General features: G+C 61.8%; 25 protein-coding genes and 1 tRNA gene. 24 read left to right on the forward strand and 2 right to left on the reverse strand.

From position 1 onward, the window contains the following. Nucleotides 1-4: 4 nt before the first annotated feature. From recR to FYJ74_RS03805, 19 genes are all read left to right on the forward strand, one after another. Nucleotides 5-610, forward strand: a complete 606-nt coding sequence (gene recR / locus FYJ74_RS03715; protein WP_154528255.1) for a recombination mediator RecR — start codon at nt 5-7, stop codon at nt 608-610. A 66-nt stretch (nt 611-676) separates the two neighbouring features. After that, a complete protein-coding gene (locus FYJ74_RS03720) occupies nt 677-1,822 on the forward strand; it encodes a PIN/TRAM domain-containing protein (RefSeq protein WP_154528256.1) in 1,146 nt (381 codons plus the stop codon). Continuing rightward, nucleotides 1,819-2,931, forward strand: coding sequence for a 2-C-methyl-D-erythritol 2,4-cyclodiphosphate synthase (gene ispF, locus FYJ74_RS03725; protein ID WP_154528257.1), 1,113 nt, complete (start codon nt 1,819-1,821; stop codon nt 2,929-2,931). Before FYJ74_RS03720 ends, ispF begins: the two co-directional genes overlap by 4 nt. Before the next feature lie 191 nt (nt 2,932-3,122). Next, on the forward strand, nt 3,123-3,614 hold the full coding sequence (locus FYJ74_RS03730; protein WP_229769342.1) for a ribosome maturation factor RimP: 492 nt from the start codon (nt 3,123-3,125) through the stop codon (nt 3,612-3,614). A gap of 1 nt (nt 3,615) precedes the next feature. Continuing rightward, complete coding sequence (nusA, locus tag FYJ74_RS03735; protein ID WP_154528259.1) at nt 3,616-4,710, forward strand: transcription termination factor NusA; 1,095 nt, start codon at nt 3,616-3,618, stop codon at nt 4,708-4,710. After that, complete coding sequence (rnpM, locus tag FYJ74_RS11605; protein ID WP_195838785.1) at nt 4,707-5,315, forward strand: RNase P modulator RnpM; 609 nt, start codon at nt 4,707-4,709, stop codon at nt 5,313-5,315. Before nusA ends, rnpM begins: the two co-directional genes overlap by 4 nt. Next, on the forward strand, nt 5,302-7,389 hold the full coding sequence (gene infB, locus FYJ74_RS03745) for a translation initiation factor IF-2 (protein ID WP_326830860.1): 2,088 nt from the start codon (nt 5,302-5,304) through the stop codon (nt 7,387-7,389). Before rnpM ends, infB begins: the two co-directional genes overlap by 14 nt. 102 nt (nt 7,390-7,491) lie before the next feature. Then, entirely contained in the window at nt 7,492-7,887 is a 396-nt protein-coding gene (rbfA, locus tag FYJ74_RS03750) for a 30S ribosome-binding factor RbfA (protein ID WP_154528261.1), read from the forward strand. Further along, nucleotides 7,880-8,815: a DHH family phosphoesterase gene (locus FYJ74_RS03755; protein WP_154528262.1), complete on the forward strand. Its 936-nt coding sequence runs from the start codon at nt 7,880-7,882 to the stop codon at nt 8,813-8,815. Before rbfA ends, FYJ74_RS03755 begins: the two co-directional genes overlap by 8 nt. Beyond that, nucleotides 8,808-9,734 (forward strand): tRNA pseudouridine(55) synthase TruB, encoded by a 927-nt coding sequence (gene truB / locus FYJ74_RS11870; protein ID WP_154528263.1) that lies wholly within the window; start codon nt 8,808-8,810, stop codon nt 9,732-9,734. The genes FYJ74_RS03755 and truB overlap by 8 nt, the downstream gene beginning before the upstream one ends. Further along, complete coding sequence (gene ribF / locus FYJ74_RS03765) at nt 9,731-10,651, forward strand: riboflavin biosynthesis protein RibF (RefSeq protein WP_195838786.1); 921 nt, start codon at nt 9,731-9,733, stop codon at nt 10,649-10,651. Before truB ends, ribF begins: the two co-directional genes overlap by 4 nt. Nucleotides 10,652-10,918: 267 nt before the next feature. After that, nucleotides 10,919-11,554 (forward strand): ECF transporter S component, encoded by a 636-nt coding sequence (locus tag FYJ74_RS03770; RefSeq protein ID WP_154528265.1) that lies wholly within the window; start codon nt 10,919-10,921, stop codon nt 11,552-11,554. A gap of 22 nt (nt 11,555-11,576) precedes the next feature. Continuing rightward, nucleotides 11,577-12,203, forward strand: coding sequence for a DNA-3-methyladenine glycosylase I (locus tag FYJ74_RS03775; RefSeq protein ID WP_154528266.1), 627 nt, complete (start codon nt 11,577-11,579; stop codon nt 12,201-12,203). Between the two features lie 66 nt (nt 12,204-12,269). Further along, nucleotides 12,270-12,346, forward strand: a tRNA-Arg gene (locus FYJ74_RS03780). A gap of 518 nt (nt 12,347-12,864) precedes the next feature. After that, nucleotides 12,865-13,908, forward strand: a complete 1,044-nt coding sequence (locus tag FYJ74_RS03785) for a TRAP transporter substrate-binding protein (protein WP_154528267.1) — start codon at nt 12,865-12,867, stop codon at nt 13,906-13,908. 13 nt (nt 13,909-13,921) lie between these two features. Further along, nucleotides 13,922-14,407, forward strand: a complete 486-nt coding sequence (locus FYJ74_RS03790; RefSeq protein ID WP_154528268.1) for a TRAP transporter small permease — start codon at nt 13,922-13,924, stop codon at nt 14,405-14,407. Further along, nucleotides 14,404-15,696, forward strand: coding sequence for a TRAP transporter large permease (locus tag FYJ74_RS03795; RefSeq protein WP_154528269.1), 1,293 nt, complete (start codon nt 14,404-14,406; stop codon nt 15,694-15,696). The genes FYJ74_RS03790 and FYJ74_RS03795 overlap by 4 nt, the downstream gene beginning before the upstream one ends. Before the next feature lie 154 nt (nt 15,697-15,850). Further along, entirely contained in the window at nt 15,851-16,618 is a 768-nt protein-coding gene (locus FYJ74_RS03800; protein ID WP_326830861.1) for an amino acid ABC transporter ATP-binding protein, read from the forward strand. Continuing rightward, nucleotides 16,619-17,272 (forward strand): amino acid ABC transporter permease, encoded by a 654-nt coding sequence (locus tag FYJ74_RS03805; protein WP_154528270.1) that lies wholly within the window; start codon nt 16,619-16,621, stop codon nt 17,270-17,272. Between the two features lie 107 nt (nt 17,273-17,379). On the opposite strand, the gene FYJ74_RS03810 is transcribed toward FYJ74_RS03805, so the two are convergent. Both FYJ74_RS03810 and tyrS read right to left on the reverse strand, forming a co-directional pair. After that, the gene (locus tag FYJ74_RS03810; RefSeq protein WP_154528271.1) at nt 17,380-18,267 is read right to left on the reverse strand and encodes a lysophospholipid acyltransferase family protein; all 888 of its coding nucleotides are present in this window, start codon (nt 18,265-18,267) and stop codon (nt 17,380-17,382) included. Further along, nucleotides 18,268-19,545 (reverse strand): tyrosine--tRNA ligase, encoded by a 1,278-nt coding sequence (tyrS, locus tag FYJ74_RS03815; RefSeq protein ID WP_154528272.1) that lies wholly within the window; start codon nt 19,543-19,545, stop codon nt 18,268-18,270. Nucleotides 19,546-19,810: 265 nt separating this feature from the next. Here tyrS and FYJ74_RS03820 point away from each other — a divergent pair, with 265 nt between their 5' ends. The 5 genes from FYJ74_RS03820 to FYJ74_RS03840 all read left to right on the forward strand — a co-directional run bounded on the left by FYJ74_RS03820 (nt 19,811) and on the right by FYJ74_RS03840 (nt 25,652). After that, nucleotides 19,811-21,079, forward strand: a complete 1,269-nt coding sequence (locus FYJ74_RS03820) for a CdaR family transcriptional regulator (RefSeq protein WP_154528273.1) — start codon at nt 19,811-19,813, stop codon at nt 21,077-21,079. A gap of 143 nt (nt 21,080-21,222) precedes the next feature. After that, entirely contained in the window at nt 21,223-21,786 is a 564-nt protein-coding gene (gene ahpC, locus FYJ74_RS03825; RefSeq protein WP_154528274.1) for an alkyl hydroperoxide reductase subunit C, read from the forward strand. Further along, on the forward strand, nt 21,787-23,427 hold the full coding sequence (locus FYJ74_RS11930) for an FAD-dependent oxidoreductase (RefSeq protein WP_326830862.1): 1,641 nt from the start codon (nt 21,787-21,789) through the stop codon (nt 23,425-23,427). 491 nt (nt 23,428-23,918) lie between these two features. Next, the gene (locus FYJ74_RS03835) at nt 23,919-24,170 is read left to right on the forward strand and encodes a hypothetical protein (RefSeq protein WP_154528275.1); all 252 of its coding nucleotides are present in this window, start codon (nt 23,919-23,921) and stop codon (nt 24,168-24,170) included. Between the two features lie 6 nt (nt 24,171-24,176). After that, nucleotides 24,177-25,652: a sodium:solute symporter family protein gene (locus FYJ74_RS03840; protein WP_154528276.1), complete on the forward strand. Its 1,476-nt coding sequence runs from the start codon at nt 24,177-24,179 to the stop codon at nt 25,650-25,652. Nucleotides 25,653-25,671 lie beyond the last annotated feature (19 nt).

Genomic DNA, 25,671 nt, shown 5'->3' on the forward strand with positions numbered 1-25,671 from the left:
GGCAATGGCTCTGCCTGAACCAATCGAACGCCTGATCTCGCTGCTGAAAAAGTTTCCTGGCGTGGGCGAAAAGAGCGCCCGGCGCATGGCCTTTTACGTGCTTCAGGAGGGCGAGAGCTTCGGCGCCGACTTGGCGCGTTCCGTCGGCGAGCTGAACCGGCGCCTGACGACCTGCGAGAAGTGCGGCAACCTGACCGAGACGCAACCCTGTCCCATCTGCGGCGACCCGCTGCGCGACCGGTCGCTGCTCTGCGTCACCGAGACCATCGAGGACCTTGTCAGCATCGAGCAGTCGGGGCTTTTCAACGGTCTGTACTTTGTGCTCGGCACGTCGCTTTCGCCGCTTGAAGACCGCGAATCGCTCCCCGAAGAGACGGTGCGCCTGCTGCGCAAACGCTTCGAGGAGTACCCTATCCGCGAGGCGATCATCGCCACGAATCCGCGCATCGAAGGCGACATGACCTTTTACGCGCTGCTGGACGCACTGCGGGACGTTCCCGTGAAAAAATCGCGCTTGGCGTACGGCCTGCCGGTCGGCGGCTCCATCGAGTTCGCCGACCGCGTCACGCTTCACGCGGCGCTGGAGAGCCGGCAAGAGGTCAGGGAGTAGCCGGCGGAATTTCGGGAGCGCTTTTCGGGCGCTCTCGTTTCGTTCAAAGGAGGTGGGAATCCAATCATGACCGACGGACTGAAAAAAATCGTCAGGTACAGCTGCGGCGCTCTGCTCGGACTGCTGGGGGCCCTGGCCGGTTACCAGACGGGCGCGCCCGTTCTCAGGACGTATCTTCCGGATACGCTTCTTTTCCATGGACTGGCGATCGTTCTTTCCACTGCTGTTTTCGGCTTTATTGGCGTCCTTCTGGCGCCGTATTTCATGAAATTGCTTCACGACGTGGGGCTGCTTTTCGAACGCCAGCTGCGCAGTACGGCCTGGCCCGAGATCGTCGCCGCACTGACGGGCATGATCGTCGGGCTCGTGCTGGCCAACCTGCTGGTGTTGCCCTTTTCCGGCACGCCCTTCGGCCCGTACCTGACGGTACTGCTGAACGTGCTAATTGGCTTCGTCATGGCCTGGATCTTCGTGACTCGCCAGGCAGACATCCGCAGCGCCATGGCCTCGGTGAGGGAACGTCTCAGCCAGAAGCGGAAGGGCCGCGCCGGAAAAATTCAGACGGAAGAAGCCGAAGACCCCGAGCCGGCGGCCGATCCGGTGCCGCGCAAGATTCTCGACACCAGCGTGATCATCGACGGGCGCATCCTCGACATCGCGAAAACGGGGTTCCTTCAGGGCACTCTGATCCTGCCGTCGTTCGTTCTGCTCGAGTTGCAGACCGTGGCCGACTCGAAGGATCAGAACCGGCGCGCCCACGGCCGCATGGGACTGGACGTCGTCAAGGAGCTGCAGAAACTTCAGCAGGTGAAACTGGCGCTGACCGAGGCGTCGCTGGACGATTACCACACCGAATTCGTGGATTCGGCGGTGGTGTCCATGGCCAAAAAATTCGGCTGCGACGTGCTCACGACCGACTACAACCTGAACAAGGTCGCACAGATCCAAAACGTGCGCGTGCTGAACGTCAACGATCTGGCCAACGCGATGAAGCCCACCCTGCTGCCCGGCGACGAGGTGACGGTGCGCCTGATCAAGGAAGGCAAGGATGCGCGTCAGGGGATCGGCTACCTCGACAACGGCACAATGCTCGTCGTCGAAGACGGCGGACCCTTTATCGGCAAGACGGTGGAGGTGACGCTCTCGTCGCTGCTGCAAACCTCGGCCGGGCGCATGGTCTTCGGGCGCGTCAAACGCGAGGTGAAAAGTTGAGCCGCGCTTTCGTCATCCTCGCGGCGGGAAAGGGAACGCGCCTCGGCGGCGAACCCAAACAATTCCGCCTTTTGGGCGGACGCTCCGTCTGGCACTGGAGCTTGGAAACGGCGCGGAGGCTGCGGCGGGAAAAGCTGGTCGACCGGATCGTGCTCGTCCTGCCGCCGCAGATGACGCCGGCGCTGCCCAACGGAGCGATCGTCGTGGTTGGCGGCGCGTCGCGCGCGCTTTCCGTGCTTTCGGCCCTGCGTGCCTGCGATGAGGACGAAGTGCTTCTGCACGACGCCGCTCGCCCTTTTGCGAGCGTGCCTTTGTGCCGGCGTCTGATCGCCGCCTCGACGGGGAAAAACGCTGTGGCACCGCTGTTGCCGGAAGCGAACGCGCTGAAAAAGATCGAAGACGGGCGCATCGAACCGCTCGACCGCGACGGCGTTTACATCACCCAGACGCCGCAGCTTTTTCCCCGCGCGGCGTTGCGGGAACTGCTCGAGAACGCCGCCCCCCGCGCCGAGTTCAAAGACGAGGCCGAGTTGTGGCTGCAGCGGGGCGGAACTCTTGATTGGGTGGCGGGCGAGAGCGTGAACTTCAAAGTGACGGAAGGCGGCGATTGGGAGATGGCGCAGAAGATTGCCGGCGAAGGCGAGATCCGCACGGGCCTCGGCTACGACGTGCATCCGCTCGTGCCGGGACGGAAACTGATCCTCGGCGGCGTCTCCATAGACTCGGCGCTGGGGCTTGACGGTCATTCCGACGCCGACGCGCTCGCTCATGCCGCGGCCGACGCCGTGCTCAGCGCTGCGGGGCTGCCGGACATTGGCACGCTGTATCCCGCCGGCGACGAAAAGTTCAAAGATGCCGACAGCATGGCGCTGCTGCGCGACGCGCTCGCCAAAGTTAACGCCGAAGGCTGGCGGCTCGAATGGCTGAGCGCGGTGCTGACTTTGCAGACGCCGCGGCTGGCGTCGTGGAAAGAGGCGATCGTCCGTTCGCTGGAGACGGTTCTCGGCGGCGGAAGGCTGAGCGTGACTTTCAAATCGGGCGAACGCGTCGGCCCGGCCGGCGACGCGCAGGCCGTCTTCGTCTGGGCGTCGGCGACGCTGCGCCGCTGACGCCCAGACGGCGTTGGACGGAGGGGACGGAGGGGAACGAAGAGAATTTTTCTGTACGAAACAGGTTGCTAACTGAAAACTTTCATGTTACAATGCGTGAAGAATTTGGAGGCTGGGAGTGAAGAGTGGGCTGCGCCCACTCTTCGTTTTTTATAAATCGGCCAATCGTAAAGCGAGGTATCGTCGTGGATATGGAAAAAATTTTTGAGCAGCTGAAAGCGCTCGTCGAATCGCTGGGCTATGAATTCGTCGGCGCGGAAACCGTCAAGGAAGCCGGCTCGCAGATCCTGCGCGTGTACATCGACCGCGACGGCGGCGTCGGTCTCGACGACTGCGAACGAAGCGCCAAGGAGATCGGCGGCCTGCTCGATAGTGCGGAAGACGCCTTCGAGGACAATTATCTGCTCGAGGTCAGTTCCCCCGGGCTGGAACGTCCGCTGTTCAAAGCGGAGGATTACGCGCGTTTTGCGGGACGCTCCGTGAGCGTCCGCCTGAAAGGCGTTTACGAAGGGAGACGGCGCGTCACGGCCGTGATCGAGGGGGTAAAGGACGGCTCGGTCCTTTTGGACTGCGGCGGCGAACCGCTGGATCTCCCGCTGGCGGAGATCCAGCGGGCGCATTTGGTTTACGTGGAAGAGAAGGGGCAGAAGAAGACCTTCAAGAAAAGGGGAGGAAAAAGTTAGAATGGAACTGGGTGTTGATTTTCTGGGGGCTCTCAAACAGCTGGGCGAGGAGCGGGGCCTCTCCGAAGAAGTGATCCTCGCCAGCATCGAGGCGGCGCTGGCGCTGGCCTATCGAAAATTCAAGGATGGCAAATTCGATCCCGTCGTCGCCATCGACCGCACGACCGGCAGCGTGTCCATTTTCGACGTGCGCCGGGCGGTCGATTCCGAGGCGCACAGCGACAGCGAGATCAGTCTTGGCGAGGCGCGCGCCCTCGGCTACCCCGACGTTCAGGAGGGAGACAGCGTCAAGGTGCCCGTGCTGGAGCACCCCAAGAGTTTCGGGCGCATCGCCGCGCAGACCGCCCGTCAGGTGATCACGCAGCGCCTCAAGGACGCCGAGCGCGAAATCGTATATAATGAGTTCAACGACAAGATCGGCGACCTGATCACGGCCACCATCTTCAAGGCCGAAAACGACCAGATCCTTGTCCGCCTGAGCGAACGCAGCGAAGCCGTACTTCCAAGGGAAGAGCGCATCGCCGGCGAAGTTTACACGCCCGGCGAGAGCAAGAAGTTCTTTCTGCTCGACGTGCGCCAGACCGGGCGCGGCCCGCGCATCGTCGTTTCGCGCACGCACCCCGGCCTGCTGAGGAAATTGCTCGAACTGGAAATTCCCGAGATCCACGACGGCACCGTCGAGATCAAAGGCATCGTGCGCGAGGCCGGCGCCCGCGCCAAAGTCGCCGTGGCCTCCACCGACCCCGCCGTCGATTCCGTGGGCGCCTGCGTCGGCAACAGCGGCGCCCGCATCAGGAGCATCAGTGCCGATCTCTGCGACGAAAAGATCGACATCATCGTCTGGAACGAAGATCCTCTCGAGTTCATCAGAAACGCGCTCTCGCCCGCCCGCGTGACCAGCGTCGAGGCCGTCGAAGGGCAGGACCGCACCGCCAAAGTGTACGCTCCGGCTGATCAGCTCTCGCTGGCCATCGGCAAAGCCGGACAAAACGTGCGCCTCGCCGCCCGCCTGACAGGCTGGAAAGTGGACATCAACACCGACACCGGCGACGCGCCCGCCGGCAAGCCCGAGACCGAAGAGAGGGAGCGAGCTTGAGGCGATCCGTGAATCCCCGCAGCTGCGTGGCCTGCCGTCGCGAGCGCGCTCCTCGCGATATGCTGCGCGTGGTACGCCGGCCCGACGGACAGGTCGTGCTGGATGAACAGGGAAAAACCTCGGGACGGGGCGCGTACGTCTGTCCCGAGCCCCAGTGCGTGGCCCTCTGCCTGAAGAGGCGGCTGCTGGAAAAATCCCTCAAATGTTCCGTCCCCGCGGAGGTGCAGGCCAAACTGCGCGCCGCGGTGAACCTCGGGGAGAGCGACGCGCTTCCCGACGCGGCGGAACTCTTTGAGGAAATCAAGGGAACTTTGGGGCTGGCGCGCCGCGCCGGCGAGCTGATCGTCGGTCAGGACCGCGTGCTGAACAGCCTTTCCGCCGGGCAGAACCTGTCCGTTCTGCTGACGCGCGATCATTCCGAGACGCTGAAAAGAGCCATTGACGCCAAAGCTGCCGACGTGCACGTTTTGGCGGGAGTAAGCCGTTTAGAACTTGGACAACTCCTGGGACTGCGACAGGCTCAGATAGTCGCCCTTCCGCTCCGGAGCGGCTTTGCAGAGAAAATAAAAGGACTGCTTCCAGAAGGAGGAAATGCCGTTGAGTAAAATGAGAGTTTATGAACTCGCAAAGCTGCTGGAAATGAACAACAAGGATCTGCTGGCTTTGCTGGAAAAGGTGAATGTCTCCGTCAAGTCCCACATGAGCACGATCGACGACGACGCGATCCAGCTTGTCGAAGAGGAAATCGAAAAGAGCAAAAAGAAGAAAGGGCCCTCCGGAAAGAGCGCGCCCGCCGAGGCCGGGCCTGAAAAGAAGGCTCTCGCGCCGAAAGCCGAGAAGGCCGGAGGCAAAACGCCCGCTCCGGCGGCGGAAGAGAAGACGCCCGTTCCCGCAAAGAAGACCGTGAAAGTCAAACACGGCGGCTGTGTGAAAGACCTGGCCGACGCGCTCGGACTTTCCGCCGGCGAGGCCGTGAAGAAGCTGATGGGAGCCGGAATGATGGTTCCCGCATCCGCGTCCTTGAACGACGACATCCTGCTCACTCTCGGAGACGTCTGCGGCGTCGACGTCGACTGGAGCGACGAAGCTCCCGCCGCGGAAGAGAAAGAAGCGGCCGAGCCGAAAGCGCCCGCCGGCGGCAAAGCGGCGCCGCGCGGCTTGCATCTCAAACCGCGCTCTCCCATCGTCACCGTCATGGGGCACGTTGACCACGGCAAGACCTCGCTGCTCGACGCGATCCGCAAAACTCACGTGACAGCCCGCGAAGCCGGCGGCATCACCCAGCACATCGGCGCTTCGCACGTCACGTACAACGGCAAGGAGATTGTCTTCCTCGACACGCCCGGGCACGAAGCCTTTACCTCCATGCGCGCCCGCGGCGCCCAGTGCACCGACATCGCCGTGCTGGTCGTCGCCGCGGACGACGGCGTCATGCCTCAGACCATCGAAGCCATCAATCACGCCAAGGCCGCCGGCGTTCCCATCATCGTCGCCATCAACAAGATGGACAAGCCTACCGCCAACCCGCAGCAGGTCATGCAGGAGCTGAGCGGTTACGGCCTCGTGTCCGAAGCGTGGGGCGGCGACACCGTCATGGTGGAAATATCCGCCAAGTCCGGCAAAGGCGTGGATCAGCTGCTGGAAATGATTTCGCTTGTGGCCGAGATGCAGGATCTCAAGGCCGATCCCGCCGTCGCTCCCGAAGGCGTCGTCATCGAAGCGCGACTCGACAAGGGGCAGGGGGCCGTCGCCTCCGTGATCGTGCAGCAGGGAACGCTGTGCCGGGGCGATCTGATTCTGTTCGATTCCTGTTGGGGCAAAGTGCGCGCCATGTTCAACGATGCCGGCAAAAACGTCAAGCAGGCCGGTCCCAGCACCGCCGTCGAAATCATCGGCCTGAACGGCGTGCCGCAGCCGGGCGAACACTTTCACCAGATCGGCTCCGAGAAAGAGGCCCGCGACTACTTCGCCAACCTCGAAGCCGAACGCCGCAACGCTCAGAACAACATGGCCGTCAAGCGCATGACGCTGGAAGACCTCTACAGTCAGGTGCAGGACGGCGAAAAACCCGTGCTGAACCTGGTCATCAAGTGCGACGTGCAGGGCACCATCGAAGCGATCGTCGGCTCGCTGGAGAAACTCGGCACCGAGGACGTGGGCATCAACATCGTGCACACAGCCGTGGGGCGCATCTCCGAATCGGACATCATGCTGGCCACGGCGTCCAACGCCATCGTGGTGGGCTTCAACGTCCGCCCCGAGAACAGCGCCAGCAAACTCGCCGAGAAAGAAAACGTGCAGATCCGCCTGTACAGCATCATCTACGAGATCATCGACGACGTGAAGGCGGCCATGGAAGGTCTGCTGACGCCGACGATCAAGGAGAACTCGCTGGGCGAAGCGGAGATCCGCAAGATCTTCAAGGCGCCCAAGGTCGGCAAGATCGCCGGCTGCCGGGTCATGAAGGGAGCGATCAAACGCGGCAGCAAGGTGCGTCTGGTCCGCGACGGCATCGTGATCTGGGAAGGTTCGGTGGCCTCGCTGCGCCGCGAGAAGGACGAAGCCAGCGAAGTGCGCGAGGGCTTCGAATGCGGCATGACCTTCACCAACTATCAGGATTTCCGCGAGGGCGACGTGGTCGAAGCCTACGAGCTCGTGGAAGAGAAGAGAACTCTGTAAAAATTTGTGAAAGAACCGTTCGCGCGCCGGCAGACTGAAGTGACATCTCAGCGCCGGCGCGTCGAGCAGGAAGGACCGGTTCGCAAGAGAGGAAGGAAACGGATGCCTCGTTTCAGAATGGGAAGAATCAACAGCCAGCTTCAGCGCGAGATCTCGCTGATCCTCTCGCGCGAAGTGCGCGACGAGAAACTGGCCGAAGTGATCGTCACCTCGGTGGAGTGTTCGAAAGATTTGAAGTACGCCAAGGTCTATTACACCACGCTCCGCGAGGAAGGACGCGCCGAGATTGCCAAACTGCTCGAGAAAGTTTCTGGCTACGTGCGTTCGTCGCTGGGGCGCGTGCTGTCGTACCGTACCGTGCCGGAACTGACGTTCAGATTCGACGACAGCGAAGAGCTGGCGCGCGAGATGGACCGCGTGCTCGACCGGATCAGCGCCGAGCTGCCGCCGGAAACGCCCGTGGAGGCGGAAGACGCGCCGGAGGAACCCGATGACTGAAGCCGAGAAGATCGCGCGCATCCTTCTGGCCGAGCCGAAGTGGCGCATCGTCTGCCACGTCAAGCCCGACGGCGATACGCTCGGCTGCGGCAGCGCCCTTGTTTCGGCCGGGAAAAAACTGGGACACGACGTGATCTGGGGCGGCGTCGATTCGCTGCCGCCGCTGTACTCTTTTTTGCCCCACAGCGGCGAGTACCGGGCCGGCGCTTCCGCGTCCGAGGACGGACGCTGCGTGATTGCCGTCGACGTCAGCGCCCGTGATCGCGGCGTTCCCGGTCTGGAGCCGCGCATCAGCATCGATCATCACGAAAGCAACGAACGGTTCGGCGCCGAGGTGAACTGGGTCGATCCGCAGGCCGCAGCGACCGGCGAGATGGTCTACGAGGTTGTTCTCGCTCTCGGCTGCGCGATCGACGCGGACATCGCCGAAGCGCTCTACGTGTCGATCGCGACGGACTGCGGCTGGTTCAAGTTTTCCAACACCACCGCCGACACCATGCGGATCGCGACGGAGCTGGTCAAGGCTGGCGCGGTTCCCGCCAAACTGGACGAACGGCTGCATTTCAACGATACGCCGGCGAAACTGCGCCTGTGGGGACGCTGCATGGCGCGCGTCGGGCCGGTCGGCGCGCGCGCCGCGCTCTCGTGGATCACTCGCGACGATTTCCGCGAGACGGGGGCGCTCGAAAGCGACACCGAGGGGCTTATCAATATGTTGACGCATATGAAAGGCGCCGACGTCACCGTGATGGTCAGCGAGGTCGAAGGCTGTCTGCGTTGCAGCGTTCGTTCCCGCGGCCCCGTTTCCGCTCAGGCGATCGCCGCGAAGTGGAACGGCGGCGGGCATCGGTACGCGGCCGGCTGCAAGATCTATCTGCCCCTCGAAGAGGGGCTGAAAGCTTTGGAAGAGGAACTGAGCCGTGTATAACGGGATCCTCGTTCTCGACAAGATTTACGGCGCGCCCAGCCGCGGCTGCGTCACCGCGGTGTCGAAGGCGCTCGGCGGGCGGAAGCAGAAGATCGGGCACGCCGGCACGCTGGACACGTCGGCGTCGGGAACGCTCGTGCTGCTGGCCGGCAGCGCCACGCGCCTGAGCGAAGCGGTGATGAATCTGCCGAAAAGTTATCTGGCGCGCGTGACATTCGGCTGGGAGACCAGCACCGACGACGCGACCGGCGAGCCGCTGAGCGAACCGACGCCGGTCTTTTACGACGAGGCGGCGCTGCGCGGCGCGTTGCCGGCTTTTCAGGGCGTGCGGCTGCAAACGCCGCCGCGCGTCTCCGCGGTAAAAGTGGACGGCACGCGCGCTCACAAGCTGGCGCGTTCCGGCCGGGAGCCGGACATCCGGCCCCGGCCTGTGAACGTCACTTCGATCCGCTATCTCGGCCGCGACGAAACTGGCGCGGCCAGCCTGCTGGTGCGCTGCCACCGCGGCACGTACGTGCGCAGCTTGGCCCGCGACCTTGGGCGCGCTCTGGGAGCGGGCGCGCACCTCTCGGGACTTCGCCGCTTGTGCGTCGGCTGTTACCGCGCCGAAGAGGCGCTGCCTTACAATCCGCAGGCTCCCGCGGGCGGAGCGGAACTTGCCGGGCGGATTCAGTCCGTCGAATCGCTGGCTTCCCAGTATTACAGTTACGACGCCAACGCTTTCTGCGAGAAACGGCTGGGCAACGGCCTTGGCGTGTACGTGAGCTTCATGCGGTTCCGCAATCCCGGCGTGGTGCCGGTGGACGAGGGCGTGATGGTCGTGGGGAAGGACTGTCTTTGCCTCGGCGCGCTGAGAGTCGAAAACGACCGCGCGGTGGTCTACCCGCAAGCCAACATCCCCAAGGCGGTACGCCTGTGATCGTCTGCATCGGGGCCTTCGACGGCTATCATCGCGGCCATTTTTCCCTGTTTCGCCAGGCGCGGGAAATGGCCGCGCGCGCTCATACCGAATGGAACGTCGTGACCTTTTCGCCGCATCCCCGTTACGTGCTGGGCGGCCTGAAGGCACGGCTTTTCACGCGCGAGGACACCGCGTTCCTGCGACGTAATTTCGACATTCCCGAGCCGCTGGAGATTCCTTTTACTCGAGAATTCGCCTCGACGGAGCCGCGTCTGTTCCTCGACGAACTGCGCGCGCGTCTGGATGTGACGGGGATCGTCGTCGGGCGTGAGTTCCGCTTCGGGCGCGAGCGTTCCGGCGACGGCGAATTTCTTCTCCGTTACTGTGCCGAACACGGCCTGGAGCTGGCGCTGATGCCGCAGCTGGTCATGGACGACGGCATCGTCGTCAGCAGCACGCGCATCCGCGATATGGTGCAGGCGGGCAACGTGGATCAGGCGGCCGAACTGCTCGGTTATCCGTGGTTCCTCTTTTCCCGGGTGGTGAGCGGCGATCGGCGCGGACGCGCCATGGGCTATCCCACGGCCAACATGCTTCCCGACGAAAAAAAACTGACGCCCGGCGAGGGCGTGTACGCCGGCGCGATGTGGCACGGCGGCTGCTGGCGGCCAGCGGCCATCTCGGTCGGGCGCAATCCGACGTTTCTCGTTCAGGGCAGCCTGCGCATCGAAACGCACGTAATCGGTTTTCACGGCGATCTGTACGGCCGCCGGCCGTTGCTGGCCTTTTTGAAGCGGCTGCGTCTGATGACGCGCTTCAGCGGGCGCATGAGCCTGATGAAACAGCTGGCGCTCGACTGCGAGGAAACGCAGCGCGTTTTCGGCGTTTCGCAGCCGCTGTTGAAAGTTTTTCATTGTTTGCCGTCGTTCGATTGATACTCGTTTTCAACTGAAAGGGCTTAGTGAAAATACAGTTTTTTGAAATATTCTGAAGGTCCTGTGCCGCGTTGCCTTTCATCCTGATATTTTCTATCAGAAATCAGTATCGGCATGGACGCGAAAAAATTCGGAACGCCCGGTAAGAGGCGTTCCGAATTTTTTTATGATCTCGACCGAGATGGAAAAACTGACGATTGGTAAATTGAGCGGGACGGAGTATGATATTCGCAAGAAAATCATTTCGGTATTCTGCGGAGGACTTGGATGAAGGATGACAACATGCCGCTGGCGTACTGCCGGCGTTTTTCACTGCATTCGCTTGTTCTGACGGGTATGCTCGGGGCGATCGGCGCGCTGCTGATGGTTCTCGAATTTCCGGCGCCCTTTGTGCCGCCGTTTGTGAAGTTCGATCTTTCCGAGCTGCCGGTGGTCCTCGGCGGCTGCATGGTGGGCCCCGGCGCCGGGGCTTTTGCGGCGGCCGTCAAGGTGACGCTCAATTTTCTGTTCAACGGCACGACGACCATGGGCGTCGGCGAGCTGGCAAACCTGTGGGGCAGTCTGTGCTACGTCGTGCCCGCGGCGCTTTTTTACGGCCGCCGGCGTACGAAACGCGCCGCGGCGCAGGCGCTGCTTTGGGGCACGCTGTGCGCTTCGTCGCTGATCGTACTGGGCAACTTTTTCGTTTTCTTTCCCGCTTACGCGCGGCTGCTGGGACTGAAAATGGAGACGGTAATCGGCATGGGGCACGCCGTCAATGCCGCGGTGACGGATCTTTATACGCTGATGGTCTACGCGCTGCTGCCGTTCAACCTGTTCAAATACGGCGTCACGTCGCTGCTGGCGTTTGTGATGTACAAGCGGCTGAGGCGGTTCCTGCGCTTTTCCGGCGAGGAACGTTAAAAGAAAAATAGGAGCGCTGTGAATGATTTTGACAGAAAGACGCTGTCTTTGGTGCGCCGCCGAGCCACTGCTGAGAAAATATCACGACGAAGAATGGGGTGTGCCGCAACACGACGACCGCATCCTCTTCGAACATTTGCTGATGGAGTCCATGAGCTGCGGGCTGAGCTGGCTGCTGATGCTGCGCAAGCGCCGGTGCTTCGCGCGCAATTTCAGCCGGTTCGATTACGCTCAGGTGGCCGGATACGACGACGAAGAAACCGCCCGCATCATGGCCGATCCCGAGATGATCCACGCCGAACGCAAAGTGCGCGCCGTCGTGAACAACGCCCGGCGCTTTCTCGACGTGCGCCGGGAATTCGGCAGCTTCGCCGCGTACGTCTGGAGCTTTACGAACGGGCGCACCGTGATCTATCCCGCCTATCAGAAACAGCGCCTGACGCGCAGCGCCCTTTCCGATACGTTCAGCGCCGACCTGCGCCGGCGCGGCTTCAAATTCGTCGGCACGGTGAGCATGTTCTCGTTCCTCGAAGCCTGCGGCGTGATCAACGACCATCTGCACGGCTGCTTTCGCTGCGGCGAAACGCGCGCGCTGAATAAAACCGTGATCGTGGCGGATCCCGACGCGTCGTGGATCGCTGGGAAGTAAGGAAGTCGGCGTTCATTTCTTGCGGCTTTGAAGCGCTTGTGTTATGATGAACCCGCTTTTGGAAACGACCCCGTAGCCCAGATGGATAGAGCGACTGCCTCCTAAGCAGTAGGTCGCGCGTTCGAGTCGCGCCGGGGCCGCCAGGTTGCAACGACAGAGTCGTAGTGATAAAGCGTTCGCGAAAAAAGTCCCCTGTATCAGACGCCGTTTGGACGGCAGCTGGCGCAGGGGCTTTTTGTGAAGAATGCTTCATAAATTTGAATGCCTGCCCCATATATCCCGGCAGAGAACTTCCGACGGCGCTTTGCCGGTCGGCGGCTCCGTCGGGATCGGCGTGTCGACGATGCTCTGTTGACGAAATTTTGTTCTGCAAGGTAACACTGATTCTTGATAGGCAGTATCGCCATCGTTTGCTGGCGCGGCGAGAAAATGCCGGCGTTCGGGACAAGCTCGACTGCTGTGCAGCCCGCTTTGTGAATCTTGCTGGCAGCGCCCAGTATTCGCCCTTTTAATTGAGAAACGGTGTAAGAAAGAGTTGGCGTGAGGGGGGAGACGTAGCGTGAAAAATTGTTTTTTGAAGAGACACTGTCATTTTTGAGTTCTTTGGGATAGAATGTCAGGAGTTTTCGAGCGGAAAGCTCGGACCTGGGAGGCGTGGAAAATGAAAAGATCTGTGATCGGGAAAGTGGCGCTGGCCTGTGCGCTGGCACTGGGGCTGAACGGCGCGGCGGGCGCGGCGAGGGTGGTGAAGATGTCGCACATCGGCCCGGCGAACGTCGAGAACAACGTGGTGCATTACTTCGTCAAGGAGTTCGCCTCGCGCGTCGCGGAATGCACGCAGGGGAACATCACGTTCGAACTGTATCCCGACGAGCAGCTGGGCAGCGAAGAGCAGCGCATGGAGCTGATGATGAAGGACGGGCTGAATCAGCCGGTGGCCGACGTCTCCTCGTTCGCCGCCATGGGCACGGTGCTGCCGGAGCTGTATCCCTCGTCGGTGCCGTTCATGTTCAACAGCTACGAGGCAGCGCACGTTTTCTTCGACGAGAGCGAATACTGGGCCAATTTGAAGAAGCTGTTCCGCGAGCGCACGGGCTGTGTACTGATCGAAGCGGTGGAGGAGGGCGGCTTCCTCGCTTTCACCAACTCCAAGCGCGAGATCCGCAGCCCCGCCGATTTCCCCGGCCTGAAGTTCCGCGGCATGGACGAGGGGCAGGTGGCAATCTTCAAGGCGTTCGGCGCCAGCGGTACGCCTATCCCCTGGGGCGAACTCTACATGGCGCTGAAAACGGGCGTCGTCGACGGGCAGATGAACCCCGCCTTCTACGTGCTTCTGGGCAGCCTGACGGAAGTGCAGAAGTACATGACGCTGGCGAACATCCAGTACTCCGACCAGTTTCTGGTCATGAACGGCGATCTGTTCGACAGCTTCAGCGACGAAGAGCGCGCCGTCATCCTCGAAGCGGCGAAGGAAGCCAACCGCCTTACCCGTGCCCGCATCGAGGCGGAGGATTCGCAGCAGGTGGAAAAGTGCCGCCGGCTGGGCATGCAGGTTTACGCGCCTACGCCCGCGGAGATGGAGCAGTTCCGCAACGTCGGCCAGCCGGCTTACATCGAGTGGCTGAAGAGCAAAGTTCCCGCCGAGTGGCTCGAAGCGGCTCTGCGCGACGCCAAGGCGGCCAACGAAAAAGCCTCTGCGAAGTGAGGCCCGGCAGCGCATGAATTCTCTCGAACGGCTGAGCCGTTGGGTGGGGCTCTTCAGTCTCTGGTTTGGCGGGCTGCTGCTGATGATCAACATCGGCGACATCGTCATGGGCGTGGTGCTGCGCTATTTATGTCACGCCGCCCCCATCTGGACGGAGGAACTGGCGCGCTTTTCGCTGGTGTGGATGGTGCTGATCGGCGCGGCGGCGGCCTTTCTCAACGGCGATCAGATGTCGATCGATTTCGTGGTGAACGTCCTGCCGCCGCGCGGCAAGGCGTTCTGCCGCTTCCTGTCGGCGGCGGTCCAAGTCGCGGTCCTCGGCGTGATGGTCTGGTTCGGCGCTCAAAACGTGATGGGCGGCTGGAAGATGAAGACCATGGCGCTCGGCGTGCCCAAGGCGGTGCCTCTGACGGCGGTGCCGGTCGGCATGGCCATGCTGATGGCCGTCGTCGTCGGCAAGTATCTGCATGACTCCGGAAGCGGGCGCGAAAAACGATGAGCGGCATTTTTCTGCTGGCGGCGTTTTTTGCGCTGATGCTTTTCGGCGTGCCGCTCTACGCTTCGCTGACGATGGCGGGGCTGCTCGGCATTCTCGGCGCGGGCGGCCTGACGCTGCTGCGCGTCGTACCGCAGCAGTTTTTCGGCGGCATGGATTCTTTCTCGCTGATGGCGATTCCCTTTTTTATCCTCACGGGCACGCTGATGAACCGTTCCGGACTCACCGACCGCCTCATCGACTTCAGCCGGCTGGCGGTCGGCTCGGTGCGCGGCGGACTGGGCTACGTCAACGTGTTGGGCAGCGTGATCTTCGCCGGCGTCAACGGCAGCGCTGCGGCCGACGCTTCGGCGCTGGGCTCGATCCTGATCCCGGCCATGGTGAAGGAAGGCTTTCCCGCCTCCTACGCGGCGGGAATCACGGCGGGCAGTTCGCTGATCGGGCCGATCATTCCGCCGAGCATCTTCATGATCATTTACGCGTCGATGACGAACACGTCCATCGGCGGGCTCTTTGCCGCGGGAATGGCGCCGGGGGTCGCGCTCGGGCTGGCCTACATGGTCATGAACTGGTACTACGTGCGCAAGTACGACGTGCCGAAGACCGATCTGACGGGCGTGTACGCGCAGAAATGGCGGATCCTGTCCCGTTCGTTTCTGGCCCTGCTGGCGCCGTGCATCATCATGTGCGGCATCATGTCGGGGATCGTCACGCCGACGGAGTCGGGCGCGCTGGCCGCGGGCTACTGCGTTTTCGCCGGCGCGGCGGTGACGCGCCGGCTGACGCTGCGCGGTTTCGCCGCAGCGGTCGGCGAGACGGTGCGCCTGACCAGCGCGATCTTTCTGATCATGGGCGCGGCTTCGGTGGTCGGCTGGTACCTCAAGTGGGAGCGCGTCACTCAGGCGTTCAGCCAGGTCATCGTGGACGCCGGCCTGCTGGGACATCCCTGGCTGCTGATGGTCGTGCTCAGCCTGATCGTCTTCGTGATCGGCATGTTCATGGAGGAGATCTCGGTGATGACGCTGCTGACGCCGGTGTTCGCGCCGCTGGCGGCCAAGGCCGGCATCGACCCGTTTCATTTCGGCGTGGTAATGACGCTGAACGTGACGATCGCGTTGATCACGCCGCCGGTGGGAGCGTGCAACTATATCGTCGCCGCGGTGGGCAAGGTGCCGCTGGGCGAGATGTTCCGCCGGATCTGGCCGTTCGTGCTCGTGGCGTTGGCCGTGCAGCTGATCATCGTGACGTTTCCGGTTTTCACGACTTATATTCCCCGCGTCATGGGGCTGTAGAAAAATATTATAAGACAGGCTGGCCGACGCGCCGGCCTGTTTTTTTGCGGCCGGCGTTCTTTTCGTGAAAAATATAAACAAAATTGCAATTTTCATCTGGCAATAAACTGATAGTTGATTTATAATGAACGCATTTCAATGGAGGTGAGCGAATGTGACTCACGCGATAGAAGTGAAGGATCTGCACAAGTCGTTCGGCTCTCTCGACGTACTCAACGGAGTCTCGCTGACTGTCGACGAGGGCGAAGTGATCACGGTCATCGGCCCGAGCGGTTCGGGCAAGAGCACTCTGGCGCGCTGCATCGCCCGTCTGGAGAAGATCGATTCCGGCGAGATCTCCGTCTACGGCCGCCGCATGGACGGCGGGAAGATATCCAACGCCAGGGAGTCCGAGCTGCTGGGCATGATCTTTCAGCAGTTCAACCTGTTCCCGCATCTGAGCGTGCTGGAGAACGTGGCGATCGCGCCGATGAAGGTGCGCGGCAAATCCCGCGCCGAGGCGGAAAAGACCGCACGGGAGCTGCTGGACCGCGTCGGTCTCGGCGACAAGTTCGAGGCGTTCCCGGCGCAGCTTTCCGGCGGCCAGCAGCAGCGCGTGGCTATTGCCCGCGCGCTGGCCATGGACCCGAAGGTGATGCTTTTCGACGAGCCGACTTCGGCGCTCGATCCCGAGCTGGTCGGCGATGTGCTCAACGTCATCGCCGACCTGGCCAGAAGCGGCATGACGATGATGATCATCACGCACGAGATGCTTTTCGCCAAGGATGTGTCGGATCGCGTCATCTTCATGGCCGACGGGCGCATCGTCGAGCAGGGCGCGCCGGACGACATTTTCGTGCGTCCGCGGAAGGAGCGCACGCGCGCGTTCCTGCAGCGCGTGCTTTCCCATTACGGCACGGCCGTAGCAGAGGAGGCGGAGTAAATGGAACTGGACTTTTCCGTGCTGATCCCGTACATGCACATGTTCTGGAAGGGCGTGTGCGTGACCATTCAGGCTTCGTTCCTCGGCGTGCTGTTCGGCTCGGCGCTGGGCATCTTCATCGGCTCGTTCCGCGTCATGCCGTTCAAGCCGCTGCGCTATCTGATGGCGACGTACATTTACGTGCTGCGCGGCACGCCGCTGATGATTCAACTCTTTTTGATCTACTTCGGACTGCCGGCGCTGGGCGTCAATCTCGACGCGGCCACGGCGGGCATCCTCGGCATCGGCATCAACTCGTCCGGTTACGTGGGCGAGATCGTGCGCGGCGGCATCGAAGGCGTGCCGAAGGGGCAGTGGGAAGCGGCCAAGATGCTGGGGCTGTCCTACTGGCAGACGATGAAGAGCATCATCCTGCCGCAGGCGATCCGTCACATGCTGCCGGCCATCGGCAACGAGTTCGTGACGCTGATCAAGGAATCGTCGCTGCTCTCCGTGCTCGCCATCAGCGACCTGACCATGGTCGGCCAGCAGGTGCGCAGCGTCACCTACGCCTCGTTCGAGACGTTCATCTTCGTCGCGCTGGTCTATCTGGTGCTGACCAGCGTCACCTCGGGGGCCTTGCAGCTGCTGGAGAATCGCTGGAAGGTGAAATAGCGCGGCTGGATTGAGCTGAACAAAAACATCCCGCGCCGGCGGGCCGAAAATTTTCGGCCCGCCGGCGCGGGATGTTTTTGTTGCGAAGTCCGCGGAAGCGGAAAAGGTCACTGCATTTTCACGCCGGGACGGTCGGGGTCGGTCTTCCAGCGGCGGTGGAACCAGAACCACTGCTCGGGAGCGAGGCGCACCATGTCTTCGAGCACGGCGTTGGCTTTTTGCGTCAGGGCGGCGATGTTTTCGCGGCTGCGCCCGGAGAATCCGGCGGCGAGGTCCGGCAGGAAGACGACGCGGTACTTGAACGGGGCCAGACGCAGCGAGTAAATGGCGAGCAGCGGCAGCTTGGCCGTCAGCGCCAGCGCGGCGGGGCCTTCCACCATGGTGGTGCGGCGGTTCAGAAACGTGACGGGCACGGCGCCGGGGCCGGCGTCCTGATCGGCCAGCAGGGCGATCCATTGGCCGGACTGCGCGAGACGGAGCATATGGCGCACGTTCATGGCCCCCTTGCGCAGCGTGGTCTCGCCGAGGTTGGCGCGGTAGCGTTCGATCAGCGCCGCGAACTCGGGGTTGTCGGCGTCGCGCGCGGCAGCCTGCACGGGATAACCGTTCTGCGGAAACCATGCGCCGCAGATCTCCCAGTTGGAAAAGTGCCCCGAGAGGATAAAGCATCCCTGTCCGGAGGCTTTCAGCGCGTCGGCGTGCTCGCGTCCTTCCACTTCGACGACCATTTTCGTGACCAGCGACGGATCGTTCTGGCAGGCGAGGAACTCCACGATCATCCAGGAGAAGTGGCGGTACATGCCGCGCAGCGTGCTTTTGCGCCACGCCTCGTCCTTTTCGGGAAACGAGGCTTTGAGCGCGTCGAGCATCAGCCGCCGGCGGATGGGCGCGAGGGCGAAAACGCTTCGGAAGAGGCCGTAGAGCGCGCGTCCGCGCCAGCCGGGGTAGGCGAACGTTTTGCGCAGGAATTCTACGGCCGAAACGGCGAAGCTCATCTACTTGCGGCCGATCATAAAGTATTTCTTTTTGCCGAGGCGGATCAGCGAAAAGTAGCCGCAAAGCACGTCCCTGTCTTCGAGCTGCGCTCCCTCGTCGGCGCGGACGCCGTTGACGGACACGCCGCCGCCGGCGATCAGGCGCTTGGCCTCGCCCTTGCTCTTGCACGCGCCCACCTCGGCGAGCGCGTCGGCGAGCGGCACGGGCAGCGAAGCGACTTTGCCGCAGGGCGTCTCGGCCGCCAGCGTGTGGAGCATGTCTTCCGTCAGGTCTTCGGGCGTATAGGAACCGCCGAAGAGGATCTCGCTGGCGTGCCTGGCGTTGGCCGCCACGTTTTCGCCGTGGACGAGCTTGGTGATCTCGTAGGCCAGCACGCGCTGCGCTTCACGCTTCTCGGGCGCCTGCATGTGGCGCGCGACCAGCGCGTCGATCTCGTCGAGGGGCAGGAACGTGAAGTAGCGCAGCGTCTTGGCGATCGTGGCGTCCTCGCTGTTGACCCAGAACTGATAGAACTGGTAGGGCGAGGTCTTGGCGGGATCGAGCCAGACGGCGCCGCCCTCGGTCTTGCCGAACTTGTGCCCGGCGGAAGTCAGCAGCAGCGGATTGGTGCCGCCGTACACCGCCGCGCCCTCTTCGTGCTTGCGGATGAAGTCGATGCCGCTGGTGATGTTGCCCTGCTGGTCGTTGCCGCCCAGCTGCAGGCGGCAGCCGTAGGTCGTGTAGAGATGGTAGAAATCGTAGGACTGCAGCAGCGTGTAGGCGAACTCGGTGAAGGAAAGGCTCTTGGTCGGGTCCTCGATGCGGCTCCTGACGTGTTCCTTGGCGATCATCTTGTTGATCGTGAAGAACTTGCCCACGTCGCGCAGGAATTCGAGGAAGTTCATGGCGCTCAGCCAGTCGTAATTGTTCACGAGCAGGGCGGAATTCTCCCCGCAGTCGAAGCTGACGAAGTGCATGAGCTGCTTTTTGACGCCTTCCACGTTGTGGCGGATCTGATCCATCGTCAACAGATTGCGCTCCGCGCTCTTCATGGAAGGATCGCCGATCATGCCCGTGCCGCCGCCGGCCAGCACGATAGGCCGGTGCCCGAGCCGCTGCAGCCAGGCCAGCCCCATCAGCGGGATCAGATGGCCGACGTGCAGACTGTCCGCGGTGGGGTCGAAGCCCACGTAGGCGGTAACCATGCCCTTGTCGAACAATTCCCTGACGCCGGCGTCGTCCGTCGTCCAGTCGATGAAGCCGCGTGCGCGAAGCACCTCAAGCGCATTTTCTGCCAATTAAATCAAATCCTTTCGCGTTCGAAGAATGAAAATTTGCCGATGAACGAGTCAATAAAGTACATCTTAACACATTCGGACAGGAATGTTCCATGCGCCGCGGCATGTTTCCCGTTTTTCGTTCGGTCAGGGAAGGCATAAGCGGAACTTGACTGACAACTTTGGAGGATTATTCGTGAAAGATCACTCAATACGCTATTGCAAAAATATAAAAATTATGGCTAAATATTGACGGTGTTTATACTTTAAGCACAAGGTGAGAAAGATGTATGATCAGAATTCAGAAGGAAACGTCCTGCTGCGCAAATGCGCCCAGGAGATCGCCGCCGCCGTCGCTTCGGCCATTAATTTCGACGTAATCATCACCGATACGGAGGGCGTTATCGTCGGTTCCAGCAACAAGGACCGTCTTGAACAGTTTCACGAGGCATCGCTACCCGTCGTCGCCAGCGGACAGAACGCTCGCACCGGCGAAAGACAGGCGCAGCAGCTCAGAGGCACGCTGCCCGGCGTGACGGCACCCATTCAGAGCATGAACGGGCAGATCGCCGGCACTGTGGCCATCGCCGGAGATCCTGAAAAAGTGGCTCCTTTCGCTACGATCGTGAAGCGGCAGATCGAACTGCTGCTGCGCGAGCGCGAGCTGTACGCCTATTCGGTCAATCGCGAAAGCACGCTGCAGAATCTCGTTCAGGACATCGGCTCCTTCGTCCCCGGCGTCAGCAACGAGGCGCTCCTTTTGTCGCGCGCGTCCGAATACGGTTACGACCGCACCTGGCACTACATCCCCATTGCCGTCGACCTGTACCAGTTCGGCCGTTTCGCCCTGCAGGTCCGCGAGCAGATGCGCCGCCAGAGCGAGAACGCCGAGACGCGCATCCTCAACGTGAAAAAAGCCGTGCTCGCTTCGATTCGCAAACTCTTCGCCGAGCCGCGCGATCTTTCGGCCATGCTCGGCAACAACCGCTTCGTGATCCTTTTTGCGGCCGGCGGCGAAAAGACGGAGCACGAGAATGCCATGATCGACGAAGCCGCGGCGCGCGCACAAAAGATTCTCCAGGCCATCGAAGCCTTCGATCTCAAGGCCGCCATCGGCATCGGCTCGCCGGCGCTGGGCATCTCCGCGTTGGCGATAAGCTATCAGGAAGCGTGGAAAGCTTTGTTTCTCGGCAAGAAATTCCGACAGCAGCCGGGCGTGTACAACATCGCCGATTACCGCCTCGAAGACGTGATCACCACGATCGATTCGCCTGTGCGCACCCGTTTTGTCCAGGCCGTGACGGGCGCTTTCCGCCGCTACCCCGACTGGGAGCAGATGCGCGAGACCATCCGCGAGTGGTGCGAAAGCGGTTTTTCGCTGGTCGAGGCGGCGCGGCGCATGCACGTGCACCGCAATACGCTGATTTACCGCCTCGACAAGCTCAACAAGGAATCGGGACTGGACCTGAAGGACTTCCGCACCTGCCTCAATCTCTACCTGGCGCTCGTGATGGATCGGTACGTCGGCCCCGCGGTCAAGGAGAAGGATCTGTAACCCGAGGCGGCCCTCTTTTCCCGTGGAGCGCTAAAAAATTCGCTTTTCGCTCGACCCCCCTCTTGACATCGCGTAAAAATATGATATTTTTAGTCAGGGTTAATTAACGCTAATCCGAAAAACATTCAAGGGGGTAATTCCATATGTCTCTTATCAACAAGGAAGTTTCCGATTTCAAGGTTTCGGCTTATCAGAACAACGAGTTCAAGACCGTGACCAAGGCCGACATCCTCGGCACGTGGAGCGTGTTTTTCTTTTATCCCGCGGATTTCACCTTCGTCTGTCCGACCGAGCTCGAGGATCTGGAAAACAATTACGAAAAGTTCAAGGCGGCCGGGTGCGAGATCTACTCCGTGTCCTGCGATACCCATTTCGTGCACAAGGCCTGGCACGACCATTCCGAGAAGATTTCCAAGCTGACCTATCCGATGCTGGCCGATCCGACCCAAGCGCTGGCGAAGGATTTCGAAGTCCTCATCGAGGCGGAGGGCATCGCCGAGCGCGGCACGTTCATCGTCAATCCCGAGGGCAAGATTGTCGCCTACGAGGTCAACTCCGGCAACGTCGGCCGCAACGCCGACGAGCTGCTGCGCAAGCTGCAGGCCTGTCAGTTCGTCGCCGAGCACGGCGACCAGGTCTGCCCGGCCAAATGGAAGCCCGGCGCGGAGACGCTGAAGCCGAGCCTCGACCTCGTCGGAGCGCTCTAAGTGAGCGCGGGCGAAAATCTCTACGACGCGATCATTATCGGCGGCGGTCCGGCAGGACTGACCGCCGCTCTTTATCTGGCGCGGGCGTGCTACCGCGTCCTGGTCGTGGAGAAGGAAAAATTCGGCGGACAGATCACGATCACGTCCGAAGTGGTCAATTATCCGGGCGTCGAGCGTGCCAGCGGCGCGGAGCTGACGGAAAAGATGCGCCGCCAGGCGGAAAATTTCGGCGCGGAGTTCCTGCTGGCCGAGGTCACGGGCATAGATGCCGGCGGAGAGATCCGCAAAGTCTCGACCAGCCGCGGCGTCTTCGAGTGTTTCGGCCTGCTCGTCGCCACGGGCGCGCATCCGCGCGCGGTCGGATTCGAAGGCGAACTGGATTTCCGCGGGCACGGCGTTGCCCACTGCGCGACCTGCGACGGCGAGTTCTTCACCGGCAAGCCGGTCTTCGTCGTCGGCGGCGGTTTCGCGGCGGCGGAGGAGAGCGTTTTCCTTACCAAATACGCTTCGCACGTCACCGTGCTGGTCCGCGGCGACGACTTTTCCTGCGCCAAGTCGGCGGCCGACGAGGCGCGGCGGAACGAGAAGATCACCGTGCTCACCAACACTTCGGTGGAAAGCGTCTCGGGCGATTCCGTGCTGCGCCGCTTGGTCTACGTCAACAGCAAGACCGGCGAGCGCACGGTCTTCGAGCCGGAGAACGGCGACACCTTCGGCGTGTTTGTCTTCGCCGGCTACTCGCCGAGCACGGAACTTTTCAAGGGCATCGTCGAGCTGGACGAGCACGGCTACGTGATCACCGACCGGCAGCAGAAAACTTCGGCGGACGGCGTCTACGCCGCCGGCGACGTCTGCATCAAAAATCTGCGTCAGGTCGTCACGGCCGTCGGCGACGGAGCTCTGGCGGCGACCGAGCTTGAAAAATACTGCGCGGGAATGCAGAAGAAGACGGGACTGAAGCCGGAAGTGCCCCACAAGCGGGCGGCCGTGCATCAACCCGTCGATTCCGGCCGCACCGAGAACGCCCCGACGGTTTCTCCGGACGGCGCGCTCTTCACCGACGACATGGTCCGGCAGCTGAACGACCTGTTCGCCAAGATGGAGTCGCCGCTGATCCTGCGTCTGTCGCTGGACGAACGGCCCGTTTCGCGCGAGCTGGAACGTTACATGGACGCGCTGGCGGCCTTGACGGACAAGCTGACCGTGGAAAAATCCGCCGCGGCGGACGACGGCGCCCCCTGCGTCAGAGTGTGCCGTGCCGACGGGCGCGAGACGGGCGTGGCGTTCCACGGCGTGCCCGGCGGACACGAGTTCACCTCGTTCGTGCTTGGGCTGTACAACCTCGCCGGTCCCGGACAGCGCATCGACGAGCGAACGAAAACGCAGGCTCAGGCGCTCGATCGCGACGTCCACATGACGATCATGGTCAGCCTGACCTGCACGATGTGCCCTGAGCTGGTGACCGCGGCGCAGCGCATCGTCTCGCTGAATCCGCGCGTCTCCGTCGACATCTACGATCTCAACCACTTCCCGGCGCTGCGCGAGAAGTACAACGTCATGAGCGTTCCCTGCTGCGTCGTCAACGACGGACAGCCGATGTTCGGCAAGAAGACGGTCGAGGAACTGTTGGCGCGGTTCTGAAAAATCGTACATAAAGTCAATAACGGCCCGGCGGGAGCTGAAATTTTCCAGCTCCCGCCGGGCCGTTGCCGTTATGGGCTGACCGCGTCGAAAGGCAGATCGCGAAATAGATCTCGTACTGCTTCTTGATAAAAAGCGCTAACATGGTTTGCCGGGCGCTGCGGGTAAGTTCAGTCGCTCAGAACCATCTCGACTGCCGCGCAGTCTGCGCAGCTCGCTTTGCGGATCTTACGCGCCTTGCCGCAAGGTTCGATTTTTTGATAAAGAAACCGTATCATGGCATCGCCCGCCGTCGAAAAAAATGGATCCATTGACACGCTCAGGGAAAATTATTATACTCAAGCCGAGGTCTTTTTGGATACATTTATTTTTTGTTTACGACGCCGGATTTTAGGCGTGTGCGATATTCCTGAGACCGGGAAAGGGGGCGTGTTTTCAAGGTCGGCGGCGGAGGTGCGGCAGAGGCATTCCTTTTGAAAGGAGCGGCTTGAATGGATATTTTCAGCAATAGTTTTGAAAAAAAATGGGCGCTGATATTCGGTTTTCTGTTTTTTATCATCATGGTCCCGTTCCCGTTCTTTTACGCGACCCGGTATATCCCCGTGATTTACGGGCTGCCCAGTTTCATCGTGGGCTGGACGGCCCACACGGCGATCACGATGATCCTCATCGTCGTGTTCTATGCGCAGGCCATGCGCCGTCCCGAGTATCACGAGTTTGACGAAGAGCGGAAGGGAGAGTAGTTCATCATGGACGTAGGGACAATGCTCAAGCCGATCCCGTCGGTCTTTTACGGCGTTCTCGCTTTTTATTTCGTGCTGATGGCGGGCATCGGGTATTTTTCGGCGAAAAACACCAACACGCTGAAGGACTTCTTCGTCATGAGCGGCAAGGCCGGCGCTATCGTCAGCGGCTTCGCCTATTTCGCCACGCAGTACAGCATGAGCACGTTCATGGGCTGCCCGGCGACCTGCTACAAGGTCGGTTTCGCGGGGCTGTCCATTTCCGTGCCGGGGCTGGTGTTCTCCATGATCATCCCGGTGCTGCTGGTGGGGCGTAAGCTCATCAGGCTCGGGCACACGCAGGGTTTTCTGACGCTGGCCGACTATCTGGGCGACCGTTTCGAGTCCAACGGTCTGCGCACGTTCCAGGCGCTGCTGATGATCCTCTTCATGATCCCGATGATGGGCGCGCAGACCATCGGCGCCGGCGTGATCCTGCGCGTTTACACGGGCGCGCCCGAGTGGGTGGGCATCGTGGGCATGGGGATCGTCGTTATCCTTTACTGCATGAGCGGCGGCATCCGCGGCGCCATGCTGACCGACGTGATCCAGGGCGGCCTGATGCTGGCCACGGCCATCGTCACGTTTGCGGTGTCGCTCGATCTCGGCGGCGGCTTCGAGGCGATCTCGGCGAAGCTGCTCGAACTCAATCCCGCCTACATGTCCCATCCCGGCGTCGGCGGGGCGTACGGCTGGGCGAACTACGTGTCGATGATCGTGCTGTGGAGCTTCTTTTCGATCTCGCAGCCGACGCTGGTGACGAAGTTCTTCGCCATGAAAGACTACAAGGTCATGTTCAAGGCAACGATCCTCGGCACGCTGGGCATGTGGATCGCCGCGACGCTGATCGAGTGGTCGGGCGTCAACGGCATCGTTTCCATTCCCGGCCTTCAGGGCAAGGACATCGACTTCATCGTGCCGCTGCTGCTGCAGAAGAGTCTGTCGCCCGTCATTTCCTCGCTGCTGATCACGGGCATCATGGCGGCCGGCATGTCGACGATCGACTCGCTGCTGATCTCCGCCACGGGCGCGATCACGCGCGACATTTACCAGATGCGCATCAACCCGCGGGCGACCGACGGCCAGATCCTGCGACTGTCGCGCTACGTCACGGTGATCATCGGCGTGATCGCCATCTGCTTCGGCGTTTCCCGTCCGGCGACGATCTTCAAGCTGATCCTGTTCGCTTTCGGCGGGCTGGGGATCTGGACGGCGCCTGTGCTGCTGGGGCTTTACTGGAAGGGCGCGACCCGCGCGGGCGCGTTCGCCGGCGTGGCGGTGGGCGAGGTCCTCTTCGTGCTGATGACGCTGAAACATCCCGGCTGGGCCTTCGGTTTCAACCCGCTGATGGTCTGCTGGGCTTACGCGATGATCGTCATGATCGTCGTCAGTCTGGTGACCCGCAGGGCTTCGGACGAGACGCTGAAGCGCCATTTCGCCTAGGGCTCGTCCAGTCATGACG

It is taken from the genome of Pyramidobacter porci (genome assembly GCF_009695745.1).
In the GTDB taxonomy this organism is placed as follows: domain Bacteria; phylum Synergistota; class Synergistia; order Synergistales; family Dethiosulfovibrionaceae; genus Pyramidobacter; species Pyramidobacter porci.

Excerpts from the sequence above, each read along its gene's own strand:
- recR (WP_154528255.1), top strand. The coding sequence starts at position 5 with ATGGCTCTGCCTGAACCAATCGAACGCCTGATCTCGCTGCTGAAAAAG.
- FYJ74_RS03795 (WP_154528269.1), top strand. The coding sequence starts at position 14,404 with ATGAGCGGCATTTTTCTGCTGGCGGCGTTTTTTGCGCTGATGCTTTTC.
- FYJ74_RS03820 (WP_154528273.1), top strand. The coding sequence starts at position 19,811 with ATGTATGATCAGAATTCAGAAGGAAACGTCCTGCTGCGCAAATGCGCC.
- FYJ74_RS03730 (WP_229769342.1), top strand. The coding sequence starts at position 3,123 with ATGGAAAAAATTTTTGAGCAGCTGAAAGCGCTCGTCGAATCGCTGGGC.
- FYJ74_RS03785 (WP_154528267.1), top strand. The coding sequence starts at position 12,865 with ATGAAAAGATCTGTGATCGGGAAAGTGGCGCTGGCCTGTGCGCTGGCA.
- FYJ74_RS03840 (WP_154528276.1), top strand. The coding sequence starts at position 24,177 with ATGGACGTAGGGACAATGCTCAAGCCGATCCCGTCGGTCTTTTACGGC.
- infB (WP_326830860.1), top strand. The coding sequence starts at position 5,302 with ATGCCGTTGAGTAAAATGAGAGTTTATGAACTCGCAAAGCTGCTGGAA.
- FYJ74_RS03770 (WP_154528265.1), top strand. The coding sequence starts at position 10,919 with ATGAAGGATGACAACATGCCGCTGGCGTACTGCCGGCGTTTTTCACTG.
- FYJ74_RS03720 (WP_154528256.1), top strand. The coding sequence starts at position 677 with ATGACCGACGGACTGAAAAAAATCGTCAGGTACAGCTGCGGCGCTCTG.
- FYJ74_RS03755 (WP_154528262.1), top strand. The coding sequence starts at position 7,880 with ATGACTGAAGCCGAGAAGATCGCGCGCATCCTTCTGGCCGAGCCGAAG.
- FYJ74_RS03835 (WP_154528275.1), top strand. The coding sequence starts at position 23,919 with ATGGATATTTTCAGCAATAGTTTTGAAAAAAAATGGGCGCTGATATTC.
- FYJ74_RS03775 (WP_154528266.1), top strand. The coding sequence starts at position 11,577 with ATGATTTTGACAGAAAGACGCTGTCTTTGGTGCGCCGCCGAGCCACTG.
- ahpC (WP_154528274.1), top strand. The coding sequence starts at position 21,223 with ATGTCTCTTATCAACAAGGAAGTTTCCGATTTCAAGGTTTCGGCTTAT.
- FYJ74_RS03805 (WP_154528270.1), top strand. The coding sequence starts at position 16,619 with ATGGAACTGGACTTTTCCGTGCTGATCCCGTACATGCACATGTTCTGG.
- FYJ74_RS03790 (WP_154528268.1), top strand. The coding sequence starts at position 13,922 with ATGAATTCTCTCGAACGGCTGAGCCGTTGGGTGGGGCTCTTCAGTCTC.
- rbfA (WP_154528261.1), top strand. The coding sequence starts at position 7,492 with ATGCCTCGTTTCAGAATGGGAAGAATCAACAGCCAGCTTCAGCGCGAG.
- nusA (WP_154528259.1), top strand. The coding sequence starts at position 3,616 with ATGGAACTGGGTGTTGATTTTCTGGGGGCTCTCAAACAGCTGGGCGAG.
- FYJ74_RS03810 (WP_154528271.1), bottom strand. The coding sequence starts at position 18,267 with ATGAGCTTCGCCGTTTCGGCCGTAGAATTCCTGCGCAAAACGTTCGCC.